Genomic DNA, 12099 nt, shown 5'->3' on the forward strand with positions numbered 1-12099 from the left:
CGACGAGCCCATACCGCTCAGGATTTTCTGCGTTGGCGGGGGCTGGTGCGATCCAGCTCGGCCAGGTGTTCCAGCTTGTCGCGGATCTTCAGTTCCAGGCCCCTCGGCACCGGTTGATAGTAACGCCGCGGCTCCAGATCCTCGGGGAAATAATCCTCTCCGGCGGCATAGGCATCCGGCTCGTCGTGGGCGTAGCGGTATTCCTCGCCGTAGCCGAGGCTCTTCATCAATTTGGTCGGCGCGTTGCGCAAGTGCAATGGCACTTCCCGCGAGCCGCTTTCGGCGACGTCGCGCATCGCCGCGTTGAACGCGCTGTACACCGCATTGCTCTTCGGCGCGCAGGCCAGGTAGACGATGGCCTGGGCCACCGCCAGCTCGCCTTCGGGGCTGCCCAGGCGCTCCTGCACGTCCCAGGCCGACAGGCACAGGCCGAGGGCGCGAGGATCGGCGTTGCCAACCTCCTCGCTGGCCATGCGCACCACCCGCCGGGCGATGTACAGGGGATCGCAGCCGCCGTCGAGCATGCGCGCGAACCAATAGAGTGCCGCATCGGGATTGGAGCCGCGCACCGACTTGTGCAGCGCGCTGATCTGGTCGTAGAACGCCTCGCCGCCCTTGTCGAAACGCCGGCGGGTATCGCCGAGCAGATTCTGCAGCAGCTCGGGGCTGATCTCGCTGCCGTCCTCGGCGAGGTCGGCAGCGTTCTCCAGCAGGTTCAGCAGGCGCCGCCCATCGCCGTCGGCGGCGGCCAGGAGAACCTGGAAGCTCTCCTCCGGCAGGCTCAGCTTGCGCTTGCCGAGGCCCTTGTCCTCGTTCAGCGCGCGGCCCACCAGCTTGCGCAGGGCGGCTTCGTCGAGGCTCTTGAGGACATACACGCGAGCCCGCGAGAGCAGCGCGTTGTTCAACTCGAAGGACGGGTTCTCGGTGGTCGCGCCAATGAAGATCAGCGTGCCGTCTTCCACATAGGGCAGGAAGGCATCCTGCTGGCTCTTGTTGAAGCGGTGCACCTCATCGACGAACAGGATGGTCCGGCGCCCGTATTGCGCCGCGTGCTGCTTGGCCACCTCGACCGCCTGGCGGATCTCCTTGACCCCGGACAGCACCGCGGAAATGGTCTCGAAATGGGCGTCCGACACCTGCGCCAGCAGCCGCGCCAGGGTGGTCTTGCCGACTCCCGGCGGGCCCCAGAAGATCATCGAGTGCAGCGCGCCCTGCTCCAGCGCCTCGCGCAAGGGCTTGCCGCGGGCCAGCAGGTGTTCCTGCCCCACGTACTCGTCCAGGTTTGCGGGCCTCAGCCGTGCCGCCAGGGGCTGCGCGACGGGCTCGCTGCGGAACAGATCCACGGCTTGCGCTTACTCCTGGATCACGTCGACGCCCGGCGGAACGTCGAAGGTGAATTGCTTGGCATCCAGCGCCTCGTTCATCTTCACGTCGAAGAACAGGATGTTGGTGCGCTGGCCGACGCCATCGATCATCTGCATGTCGTTCACCTTGCCGCTGCGGAACGACAGGCGCAAGGTGTCGAAGAGGGTGTCCTTGGTCTTCGGCTTGAGCACGAAATCGACTACGTTGCCGCCTTCCTTGTAGGTGATGGCGAAGCTTTCGCTGATCTTCGAGATGTCGCCGGAGAGCAGCAGCGCCGGCGTCTGGGTCAGGCGCTGATCGAGCTTCTGGATGGTCACCTGCTCCAGGTCCGGGTCGTACAGCCAGACCTTCTCGCCGTTGGAAATGAGCAATTGCTCGTTCGGCGCATCGGTATGCCAGCGGAACAGTCCCGGCCGCTTCAGGCTCAGTTGGCCGGCGGTTTCCTGCAGGCGCGTGCCGCTACCGTCCAGGGTCAGCTGGGAAAAACGCGCGGTCAGGGTCTGGGCCTTGTTCAGCAGGCCGGTCAGGCGCTGGACGGCGGCGCTGTCGTCGGCATGGGCCAGCGAAGCGCCCATGGCCAGGGCGGCAACGAACAACGTGCGGATCAGTCGCATCGGAATCCTCTAAAACCTGTCGGGTTCAATCACGAACCGGCGCCGGCGCGATGACTTCGCGGGAGCCGTTGGTATTCATCGGGGTGACCACGCCGGCCATCTCCATCGCCTCGATCATCCGCGCGGCGCGGTTGTAGCCGATCTTCAGCTTGCGTTGCACGGCGGAGATCGATGCCCGGCGACTCTCGGTGACGAAACGTACCGCCTCGTCGTAGAGCGGGTCGTCCTCGCTGCCTTCGCCGGAGCCGTCGCCGCCATCGAAGGAACCGCCACCGCCGCCGCCTTCGTCGACGCCAGCGAGGATGTCCTCGATGTAGTCGGGCGCGCCGCGCAGCTTCCAGGCCTCGACCACCCGGTGCACCTCGTCGTCGGAAACGAAGGCGCCGTGCACGCGAATCGGCAGGCCTGTGCCCGGCGGCAGGTAGAGCATGTCGCCGTGGCCGAGCAGTTGTTCGGCGCCACCCTGGTCGAGGATGGTGCGCGAGTCGATCTTGCTGGAGACCTGGAAGGCGATCCGGGTCGGAATGTTGGCCTTGATCAGGCCGGTGATCACGTCCACCGACGGCCGCTGGGTCGCCAGGATCAGGTGGATACCGGCCGCCCGCGCCTTCTGCGCGATACGGGCGATAAGCTCCTCGACCTTCTTGCCGACGATCATCATCATGTCGGCGAATTCGTCGACCACCACCACGATGGTCGGCAGGGTGCTCAGCTGCGGCGGCTCGTCGTCCGGGCTTTCGCGACGGAACAGCGGGTCGGTCAGCGGCGTGCCGGCCTCCTCGGCGTCCTTCACCTTGCGGTTGAAGCCAGCCAGGTTGCGCACGCCCATGGCCGCCATCAGGCGGTAGCGCCGCTCCATCTCCGCCACGCTCCAGCGCAGGGCGTTGGCGGCTTCCTTCATGTCGGTGACCACCGGGCAGAGCAGGTGCGGGATCCCTTCGTAGATCGACAGTTCGAGCATCTTCGGGTCGATCATGATCAGTCGCGCCTCACTCGGCGTGGACTTGAACAGGATCGACAGGAGCATGGCGTTGACCCCCACCGACTTACCGGAGCCGGTGGTACCGGCCACCAGCAGGTGCGGCATCTTCGCCAGGTCGGTGATGATCGGCCGACCGCCGATGTCGTGGCCCAGGGCCAGCGGCACGGTGGACTTGTGCTCGTCGTACTCCGGCGACGACAGCACTTCGGAGAAGCGCACCATCTGCCGGTCTTCGTTGGGAATCTCGATGCCGACAGTGGTCTTGCCGGGAATCACTTCCACCACCCGCACGCTGATCACCGCCAGCGAGCGCGCCAGGTCCTTGGCCAGGTTGGAAATGCGGCTGACCTTGACCCCCGCCGCGGGCTGGATCTCGAAACGGGTGATCACGGGGCCCGGATGCACCGAATCCACGCTGACCTCGACGCCGAACTCCTTCAGCTTGATCTCCAGCAGGCGCGACATCGCCTCCAGCGACTCGGGCGAGTAGCTCTTCTGCTTCACTTCCGCCGGGTCGAGCAGCGACAGCGGCGGCAGGGTGCCCTCCACCGCCGTATCGACGAACAGCGGCGCCTGCTTCTCTTTCAGCACGCGCTTGCTCGGCTCCGGGGCCTTCGGCGGCGGTGGCGGATCGATCTTCGGCGGCGGGCGCTTCTCCCGCTCGCTCATGTGCTTGGCCAGGGCCTCTTCGCGTTCCAGCAGGCGCTCCTTGGCCTTGGACTGTTCGCGGCGGTCCGGCACGCTCGGCGCCACCACCTCGGCGACGCGCTCGTCGACCTCGCGCAGTTGCGCGACCAGTTGCTTGCGCTCGGCGCGCGCGCCCATCCAGCGATTGAAGGCGTTCTGGATCAGTTCGAAGAAGTCCAGGGTGATCTTGCCGGTGACATCCATCACCTTGAACCAGGAGAGATCGGCGAACACCGTCAGGCCGAAGAGGAACAGGGCGAAGAACACCAGCGTGCTGCCCTGCACGTTCAGCGCATCCACCGCGACGCGGCCCAGGCTCTGGCCGATGGCGCCGCCGGCCGAGGCGCTGGCCGGCATGTGGCCGCTGGCGTGGAAATGGATGTAGGCCAGTGCCGAGCCGGCCAGGATCAGGAAGATCAGCCCGACCAGGCGCCAGGAAAACAGCCAGGTGTTCCATTCCCACGGCAGGTTGCGGCGGCGGAATACCTGCCAGGTCTTGATGCCCAGCAACAGCGGAAAGAGGTAGGCGAAGTAGCCGAGCGTCATGAACAGGATATCGGCGGATACCGCACCGAGCCGACCGGCGGCATTCTGCACCTGGTCAACCTGGCTCGAGTGACTCCAGCTCGGATCGGCCGGGTCATAGGTGAGCAGAGCCATCCACAAGTAGAGGCAGAGCGCGCCCAGCGCGATCAGGACCCCTTCCTTCAGGCGGGAATGCAGTTGCTGACGCCATGCGGCGGCATGGCTCGCGGTGGTCGAATCCTTCAAATCGCTATTTTTCCTGCGCACGACTGGTGCTTTAGAAGCTGTCTTGGTCAAAACGCGCCTATTGTACGGCTTTAGGGAAACTCTGAAAAATCACACCCGAAATCAGCGGCAATCCGTGCGTGGCTGATCCCGGCCCCGGGGTTTTGCCGGCCTTTTGCGGATAGGTGTAGCATAGCCGGCAGAACTCTTCAGGCGGCTCCATTGGAGCACGCATTTTCTTATGTGACAAAGGCTTATGGAGTCTTTTTATGAGTGAAGTCAAGCATTCGCGCCTCATCATCCTGGGCTCCGGTCCGGCCGGCTATACCGCCGCCGTGTACGCCGCACGCGCCAATCTCAAGCCAGTGGTGATCACCGGCATCCAGCCAGGCGGCCAGCTGACCACCACCACCGAAGTCGACAACTGGCCGGGCGACGTCGAAGGCCTTACCGGCCCGGCGCTGATGACCCGCATGCAGCAGCACGCCGAGCGTTTCGACACCGAGATCGTCTACGACCACATCCACACCGCCGAGTTGCAACAGCGCCCCTTCACACTGAAGGGCGATAGTGGCACTTATACCTGCGATGCATTGATCATTGCCACCGGTGCCTCCGCGCAATACCTGGGCATGTCGTCGGAAGAAGCCTTCATGGGCAAGGGCGTTTCCGCCTGCGCCACCTGCGACGGCTTCTTCTACCGCAACCAGGTGGTCTGCGTGGTCGGCGGCGGCAATACCGCCGTCGAGGAAGCGCTGTACCTGGCCAACATCGCCAAGGAAGTCCACCTGATCCACCGTCGCGACAAGCTGCGTTCGGAGAAAATCCTCCAGGACAAGCTGTTCGACAAGGCCGAGAACGGCAACGTGCGCCTGCACTGGAACACCACCCTGGACGAGGTGCTGGGCGACGCCAGCGGCGTCACCGGCGTACGCCTGAAGAGCACCATCGACGGCAGCACCAGCGAACTGTCGCTGGCCGGCGTGTTCATCGCCATCGGCCACAAGCCGAACACCGACCTGTTCCAGGACCAACTGGAAATGCGCGACGGCTACCTGCGGATCCACGGCGGCAGCGAAGGCAACGCCACCCAGACCAGCATCGAAGGCGTGTTCGCCGCCGGCGACGTGGCCGACCACGTCTACCGCCAGGCCATCACTTCCGCCGGCGCCGGCTGCATGGCCGCGCTGGATGCCGAAAAATACCTCGACGACCATTGATCGGACCCGGGGGAGGCCCGCCCTCCCCTACCCCGCCATGCTGACCTGGCTTTCCCGCACCGACTTCGACTTTCCGCCCCTCGACAAGGCCCTGCAGGAGCCCAACGGGCTGCTCGCGGCCGGAGGCAACCTCAATCCGCAACGCCTGGTCGCAGCCTATCGCCACGGCTGCTTCCCCTGGTACCAGGATGGCCAGCCAATCCTCTGGTGGTCGCCCGACCCGCGCACCGTCCTGTTCCCCGACGAACTGCACGTTTCCCGCAGCCTGGCCAAGTGCCTGCGCCAGCAACGCTTCGAAGTCACTTTCAACCATGACTTCCGGGCGGTGATCCAGGCTTGTGCCGCGCCGCGTGACTACGCCGACGGCACCTGGATCACCACGCCGATGCAACTGGCCTACCAGGAGCTGCACCTGCGCGGAATTGCCCACTCCGTGGAAGTCTGGCAGGAGCGACAACTGGTCGGCGGCCTCTACGGCCTGGCCATGGGCAGGCTGTTCTTCGGCGAATCGATGTTCAGCCGCGCCGACAACGCTTCCAAGGTCGGCTTCGTCACGCTGGTCCGCCATCTGCGCGACGCCGGCTTCGTCCTCATCGACTGCCAGATGCCGACCCGCCACCTGCACAGCCTGGGCGCCCGCGCCATCAGCCGGGGGGAATTCGCCGACTACCTGCAACGCTATCGCGACCAGCCTCCTACCGGCGACCTGGATTTTTAGGCGAGTTTCCGTGCCTGGCATAAACTTGCTTATGGGTCCCTGCTGGAGTTCACCATGACCGAACTCGCCCGACTGAAGTTCTACGCGACGCAACCGCACCCGTGCAGCTACCTGCCCGAGGAGCAGGCAACCACCCTGTTCCTCGATCCCAGCCAGCCCATGGACACGCAGCTGTACGCCTCGCTGTCGGAGGTCGGCTTCCGCCGCAGCGGCGACCATCTCTATCGTCCGCACTGCCAGCATTGCACCGCCTGCATCGCCGCGCGCATACCGGTCGCCGGCTTCAGCCCGAACCGCCAGCAGCGGCGCATCCTCAAGCGCAATGCGGAACTGCAGGTGATCCGCAAGCGACCGAGCTTCAACGAGGAGTACTACGACCTCTATCGGCGCTACATCGAGCAACGCCACGCCGACGGCGACATGTATCCGCCCAGCCGCGACCAGTTCGCCACCTTCCTGGTCCGCGACCTGCCCTTCTGCTGCTTCTTCGAGTTCCGCCTGCATGGCCGCCTGCTGGCCATAGCCGTGACGGACGTGCTACCGAACGGACTCTCGGCCGTCTATACCTTCTACGATCCCGACGAAGAGCAGCGCAGCCTGGGACGCTACGCGATCCTCTGGCAGATCGCCGAGACCGAACGCCTGGGCCTGCAGGCCGTCTACCTGGGCTACTGGATCAAGAATTGCCGCAAGATGAACTACAAGACCCAGTACCGGCCCATCGAACTGTTCGTCAACCAGCGCTGGGTCGCCCTCACCTGATAGCCGTGTGGCGCTATTGTCGATTTTCTGGCACAATGCACGCCGCTTTTCACGGCCCACCTCTCATTGAAAGGGCCACCCATAGATACCGAGGGCTCTACTGCATGTCGAAAGAAGACAGCTTCGAAATGGAAGGTACTGTCGTCGACACCCTGCCCAACACCATGTTCCGTGTGGAGTTGGAAAATGGGCACGTCGTCACCGCGCACATCTCCGGCAAAATGCGCAAGAACTACATCCGCATCCTCACCGGCGACAAGGTCCGCGTGGAACTGACGCCCTACGACCTGAGCAAGGGCCGCATCACCTACCGCGCCCGCTGAGTCGACACGAGCCGCTGCGGCTCGCCGATTGCAAAAGAAAACGCCCGGCATCTGCCGGGCGTTTTCGTTGCCGCGCTCGGATCAGGCGGGCTCCGCCGCCGTGATCTCGAACTCGAAGGCCAGCTCGTCGCCCTTCAGGTCGACATGCACCAGGCCGCCATGCTCGGCCAGCTCGCCGAACAGGATCTCCTCGGCCAACGGCCGCTTGATCTTGTCCTGGATAAGCCGCGCCATCGGTCGCGCACCCATCTGCACGTCGTAGCCCTTCTCCGCCAGCCAGCCGCGCGCCGCATCGCTGACCTCGAGCTGGACGCGCTTGTCCTCCAACTGCGCCTGCAGCTCGGTGAGGAACTTGTCGACCACGCTCTTGATCGTCTCGGTGCTCAGGCGGCCGAACTGGATGATGGTATCCAGGCGGTTGCGGAACTCCGGGGTGAAGCTCTTCTTGATCACTTCCATCGCATCGGTGGTGTGATCCTGCTGGTTGAAGCCGATCGACGCGCGCGCCGCCACTTCTGCGCCGGCGTTGGTGGTCATGATCAGGATGATGTTGCGGAAGTCCGCCTTGCGCCCGTTGTTGTCGGTCAGGGTGCCGTGGTCCATCACCTGCAGCAGCAGGTTGAAGACCTCCGGGTGAGCCTTCTCGATCTCGTCGAGCAGCAACACGCAGTGCGGGGTCTTGGTGATCGCCTCGGTGAGCAGGCCGCCCTGGTCGAAGCCGACGTAGCCCGGAGGCGCACCGATCAGCCGCGACACGGTATGCCGCTCCATGTACTCGGACATGTCGAAGCGCACCAGTTCCACGCCCAAGGCCTTCGCCAACTGCCGCGCCACTTCGGTCTTGCCCACGCCGGTGGGACCGGCGAAGAGGAACGAGCCGACCGGCTTGTCCGGCGCCTTGAGCCCGGCCCGGGACAGCTTGATCGCGGTGGACAGCGACTCGATGGCGTCGTCCTGGCCGAACACGGTCAGCTTGAGGTCGCGTTCGAGGTTGCGCAGCAACTCCTTGTCCGAGGTGGTGACGTGTTTCGGCGGGATCCGCGCGATCTTCGCCACGATATCCTCGACCTGCGCCACCTCGATGCGCTTCACGCGCTTCTCTTCCGGCTGCAGGCGCTGGTAGGCGCCCGCCTCGTCGATGACGTCGATGGCCTTGTCCGGCATGTGCCGGTCGTTGATGTAGCGCGCCGCCAGCTCGGCCGCGGCGCGCAGCGCCTCGTCGCTGTACTCGATGTGGTGATGCTGCTCGAAGCGCCCCTTGAGGCCCTTGAGGATGCCATAGGTGTCTTCCACCGACGGCTCGGTCACGTCGACCTTCTGGAAGCGCCGCGCCAAGGCCCGGTCCTTCTCGAAGATGCCGCGGAACTCCTGGAAGGTGGTCGAGCCGATGCAGCGGATCTCGCCCGAGGACAGAACCGGCTTGAGCAGGTTGGAGGCGTCCATTACCCCGCCGGATGCTGCACCGGCGCCGATGATGGTATGGATCTCGTCGATGAACAGCACCGCGTGCGGGCGCTTGCGCAACTCGTTGAGCAAGGCCTTGAAGCGCTTCTCGAAGTCGCCGCGGTACTTGGTACCCGCGAGCAAGGCACCCAGGTCGAGGGAGTAGACCACGCTGTCGGCCAGCAGGTCCGGCACCTGGCCATCGACGATGCGCTTGGCCAGGCCTTCGGCGATGGCCGTCTTGCCGACCCCCGCCTCGCCTACCAGCAGCGGGTTGTTCTTGCGCCGGCGGGCAAGGATCTGCGCCACCCGCTCGACTTCATGCTCACGCCCCACCAGCGGGTCGATCCGCCCCTGGCGAGCCAGTTCGTTGAGGTTGCTGGCATAGGCGTCCAGCGGATGGTTGGACGTGGCCGACTCGCCACCTTCCTCATCCTGCATATCCTGCTCCCCATCCTGCGGATGTTCGGCATGCCCGGGCACCTTGGAGATGCCGTGGGCGATGTAGTTCACCACATCGATACGCGCGATGCTCTGCTGCTTGAGCAGGAACACCGCCTGGCTTTCCTGTTCGCTGAAGATCGCCACCAGGACATTGGCCCCGGTCACTTCGCGCTTGCCGGAACTCTGCACGTGGAACACCGCACGCTGCAGGACGCGCTGGAAGCCCAGCGTCGGCTGGGTTTCGCGCTCGTCGTCGTGCTGCGGGATCAGCGGCGTGGTGGAATCGATGAATTCCTGCAGGTCGCGCCGCAGCTTGTCCAGGTTGGCACCGCACGCACGCAATACCGTTGCCGCCGCCTCATTGTCCAGCAAGGCCAGCAGCAGGTGCTCAACCGTCATGAATTCATGGCGTTTGGCCCTCGCCTCCTTGAAGGCGAGATTGAGGGTGACTTCGAGCTCTCGATTCAACATGGCTTCACCTCGCTCCCAAACATCCGATCAACTGTCTTTCTCTATCTCGCAGAGCAATGGATGCTGGCTCTCCCGTGCATACTGATTGACCTGCATCGCCTTGGTTTCGGCCACGTCCCGGGTAAACAAGCCGCAGACCGCCTTACCCTGAGTATGTACCGTCAACATGATCTTGGTGGCTTTTTCCCGGTCCATGTTGAAGAACACTTCCAGCACTTCAACAACAAAGTCCATCGGCGTGTAATCGTCGTTGAACAGTACCACCTTATACAACGGTGGCGGCTGTAATACAGGCTTCGACTCCTGTACCGCGAGCCCCGCCCCTTCGTCCTCGTGTTCATGAGGCTCGGGATGGTCCTGATTGAATGTTAGTCGAATCTGGCTAGGTGCATGCATGAGGAAAAAAAGCTTTGCCTTTCTGGAAAGTTATGGACCGACATGATGTTGATCCGTTTCTCAGGCGTATGGTTCAGCGCCTTGACTAACTGCAAAAGGGTGTTACAAACAATGGAATACCCCTACAGGGTATCAGGGGTTCCGCACCCGTCTCGACCCAGGTCGGACGCGGGATCGTAGTGGATGATACTCCAGCGTTGGAGTCCTTTGCAGAGGGATATGAGCATGCTCAGCGGTAAGGTCAAGTGGTTCAACAACGCCAAGGGCTACGGGTTCATCCTGGCCGAGGGCCGAGATGAGGACCTGTTCGCCCATTACTCGGCCATTCAGATGGACGGTTACAAGACACTCAAGGCGGGCCAGCCGGTCAATTTCGAGATCATCCAGGGACCGAAGGGACTGCATGCCATCAACATCAGCCCCGCCACCGCGACAACCGCCGCACCCTCCGCCCCCGCCCCGCAGGAAGAGCCGCAGGCGACGCCCATCGAAGCCTGACCCCCAACGCGGATGCGGAAATGAAAAAGGCCGGTGCGAACCGGCCTTTTTCTCGTTCGGGCGCTAGCCCTTCCTACATCTTGGCGATCATCGCGTCGCCGAACTCCGAGCAGGACAGCAGGGTCGCGCCGTCCATCAGGCGTTCGAAGTCATAGGTCACGGTCTTGGCGGCGATCGCCCCGTTGGTGCCCTTGATGATCAGGTCGGCCGCCTCGGTCCAGCCCATGTGGCGCAGCATCATCTCCGCGGAGAGGATCAGCGAACCCGGGTTGACCTTGTCCTGGCCGGCGTACTTCGGCGCGGTGCCGTGGGTCGCCTCGAACATGGCCACCGAATCGGACAGGTTGGCGCCGGGCGCGATGCCGATGCCGCCGACCTCGGCCGCCAGGGCGTCGGAGAGATAGTCGCCGTTCAGGTTCAGGGTGGCGATCACGTCGTACTCGGCGGGGCGCAGCAGAATCTGCTGCAACATGGCGTCGGCGATCACGTCCTTGACCACGACGTTCTTGCCGGTCTTCGGGTTCTTGAACTGCATCCACGGACCGCCGTCCAGCAGCTCGGCGCCGAATTCATCGCGCGCGACTTCGTAACCCCAATCCTTGAAGGCACCCTCGGTGAACTTCATGATGTTGCCCTTGTGCACCAGGGTCACCGAACTGCGGTCGTTGTCGACGGCGTATTGCAGGGCCTTGCGCACCAGGCGCTTGGTGCCTTCCTGGGAAACCGGCTTGATGCCGATGCCGCAGTTCTCGGTGAAGCGGATTTTCTTGACGCCCATTTCCTCGGTGAGGAACTTGATGACCTTCTCCGCCTCCGGCGAACCGGCCTTCCACTCGACGCCGGCATAGATGTCCTCGGAGTTCTCGCGGAAGATCACCATGTCTACGTCGCCGGGCTTCTTCACCGGGCTGGGCACGCCTTCGAACCAGCGTACCGGGCGCTGGCAGACGTAGAGATCGAGTTGCTGGCGCAGGGCCACGTTCAGGGAGCGGATGCCGCCACCGACCGGGGTGGTCAGCGGGCCCTTGATGGAAACCACGTAGTCGCGCACGGCGTCCAGGGTTTCCTGGGGCAGCCAGGTGTCCTGGTCATAGACCTGGGTGGCCTTCTCGCCGGCGTAGACTTCCATCCAGGCGATCTTGCGCTCGCCCTTGTATGCTTTTTCCACTGCAGCGTCGACAACCTTGATCATGACCGGGCTGATATCGACGCCGATGCCATCACCCTCGATGAACGGGATGATCGGGTTCTTCGGTACGCTCAAGGACATGTCGGCATTCACAGTGATTTTGTCACCGGTCGCCGGCACCTGGATCTTTTGGTATCCCATGCTGAACTCCGTGTTGTGGTTAAAACCCTGTTGCAGCCTTCTAGGGTAGCCCAGTTGTCCGCCCGGAAACCACATCTTCCTTAGTCTAAACAGGCG

The 12099-nt window shown here is 63.8% G+C and carries 11 protein-coding genes; 5 read left to right on the forward strand and 6 right to left on the reverse strand.

Annotated features, from left to right (window positions below; genetic code table 11):
- Positions 1 to 17: 17 nt before the first annotated feature.
- The 3 genes from M6E97_RS05590 to ftsK are packed head-to-tail and all read right to left on the reverse strand — an operon-like array spanning position 18 to position 4440.
- Positions 18 to 1343, reverse strand: coding sequence for a replication-associated recombination protein A (locus M6E97_RS05590; protein ID WP_003138947.1), 1326 nt, complete (start codon positions 1341 to 1343; stop codon positions 18 to 20).
- 9 nt (positions 1344 to 1352) lie between these two features.
- Entirely contained in the window at positions 1353 to 1979 is a 627-nt protein-coding gene (gene lolA / locus M6E97_RS05595) for an outer membrane lipoprotein chaperone LolA (protein WP_003090414.1), read from the reverse strand.
- Positions 1980 to 2004: 25 nt separating this feature from the next.
- Positions 2005 to 4440: a DNA translocase FtsK gene (gene ftsK, locus M6E97_RS05600; RefSeq protein WP_003131123.1), complete on the reverse strand. Its 2436-nt coding sequence runs from the start codon at positions 4438 to 4440 to the stop codon at positions 2005 to 2007.
- A 227-nt stretch (positions 4441 to 4667) separates the two neighbouring features.
- Here ftsK and trxB point away from each other — a divergent pair, with 227 nt between their 5' ends.
- From trxB to infA, 4 genes are all read left to right on the forward strand, one after another.
- Entirely contained in the window at positions 4668 to 5618 is a 951-nt protein-coding gene (gene trxB, locus M6E97_RS05605; RefSeq protein ID WP_034005901.1) for a thioredoxin-disulfide reductase, read from the forward strand.
- 37 nt (positions 5619 to 5655) lie between these two features.
- Positions 5656 to 6336 (forward strand): leucyl/phenylalanyl-tRNA--protein transferase, encoded by a 681-nt coding sequence (gene aat, locus M6E97_RS05610; RefSeq protein ID WP_033939920.1) that lies wholly within the window; start codon positions 5656 to 5658, stop codon positions 6334 to 6336.
- Between the two features lie 54 nt (positions 6337 to 6390).
- Complete coding sequence (locus M6E97_RS05615; protein WP_003097644.1) at positions 6391 to 7098, forward strand: arginyltransferase; 708 nt, start codon at positions 6391 to 6393, stop codon at positions 7096 to 7098.
- Positions 7099 to 7202: 104 nt separating this feature from the next.
- Complete coding sequence (gene infA / locus M6E97_RS05620; protein WP_002553999.1) at positions 7203 to 7421, forward strand: translation initiation factor IF-1; 219 nt, start codon at positions 7203 to 7205, stop codon at positions 7419 to 7421.
- 81 nt (positions 7422 to 7502) lie between these two features.
- Here the strand turns inward: infA and clpA are convergent, their stop codons facing one another.
- Both clpA and clpS read right to left on the reverse strand, forming a co-directional pair.
- Entirely contained in the window at positions 7503 to 9779 is a 2277-nt protein-coding gene (gene clpA / locus M6E97_RS05625; protein ID WP_003090432.1) for an ATP-dependent Clp protease ATP-binding subunit ClpA, read from the reverse strand.
- A 27-nt stretch (positions 9780 to 9806) separates the two neighbouring features.
- Positions 9807 to 10175 (reverse strand): ATP-dependent Clp protease adapter ClpS, encoded by a 369-nt coding sequence (clpS, locus tag M6E97_RS05630; protein WP_003097649.1) that lies wholly within the window; start codon positions 10173 to 10175, stop codon positions 9807 to 9809.
- A 225-nt stretch (positions 10176 to 10400) separates the two neighbouring features.
- Here clpS and cspD point away from each other — a divergent pair, with 225 nt between their 5' ends.
- Positions 10401 to 10673: a cold shock domain-containing protein CspD gene (gene cspD, locus M6E97_RS05635; RefSeq protein WP_003090435.1), complete on the forward strand. Its 273-nt coding sequence runs from the start codon at positions 10401 to 10403 to the stop codon at positions 10671 to 10673.
- Positions 10674 to 10746: 73 nt separating this feature from the next.
- On the opposite strand, the gene icd is transcribed toward cspD, so the two are convergent.
- Positions 10747 to 12003 carry an NADP-dependent isocitrate dehydrogenase gene (gene icd, locus M6E97_RS05640; RefSeq protein ID WP_003090436.1) on the reverse strand — a complete coding sequence of 419 codons (1257 nt, stop codon included), beginning with the start codon at positions 12001 to 12003 and terminating at the stop codon, positions 10747 to 10749.
- Positions 12004 to 12099: the final 96 nt, after the last annotated feature.

It is taken from the genome of Pseudomonas sp. B111 (assembly GCF_026428275.1).
Taxonomy (GTDB): domain Bacteria; phylum Pseudomonadota; class Gammaproteobacteria; order Pseudomonadales; family Pseudomonadaceae; genus Pseudomonas; species Pseudomonas aeruginosa.

What these genes read in the sequence shown, in the direction of transcription:
- cspD (WP_003090435.1), top strand. Translation starts at nt 10,401, where the DNA reads ATGCTCAGCGGTAAGGTCAAGTGGTTCAACAACGCCAAGGGCTACGGG.
- clpS (WP_003097649.1), bottom strand. Translation starts at nt 10,175, where the DNA reads ATGCATGCACCTAGCCAGATTCGACTAACATTCAATCAGGACCATCCC.
- M6E97_RS05615 (WP_003097644.1), top strand. Translation starts at nt 6,391, where the DNA reads ATGACCGAACTCGCCCGACTGAAGTTCTACGCGACGCAACCGCACCCG.
- icd (WP_003090436.1), bottom strand. Translation starts at nt 12,003, where the DNA reads ATGGGATACCAAAAGATCCAGGTGCCGGCGACCGGTGACAAAATCACT.
- lolA (WP_003090414.1), bottom strand. Translation starts at nt 1,979, where the DNA reads ATGCGACTGATCCGCACGTTGTTCGTTGCCGCCCTGGCCATGGGCGCT.
- aat (WP_033939920.1), top strand. Translation starts at nt 5,656, where the DNA reads ATGCTGACCTGGCTTTCCCGCACCGACTTCGACTTTCCGCCCCTCGAC.
- trxB (WP_034005901.1), top strand. Translation starts at nt 4,668, where the DNA reads ATGAGTGAAGTCAAGCATTCGCGCCTCATCATCCTGGGCTCCGGTCCG.
- infA (WP_002553999.1), top strand. Translation starts at nt 7,203, where the DNA reads ATGTCGAAAGAAGACAGCTTCGAAATGGAAGGTACTGTCGTCGACACC.
- clpA (WP_003090432.1), bottom strand. Translation starts at nt 9,779, where the DNA reads ATGTTGAATCGAGAGCTCGAAGTCACCCTCAATCTCGCCTTCAAGGAG.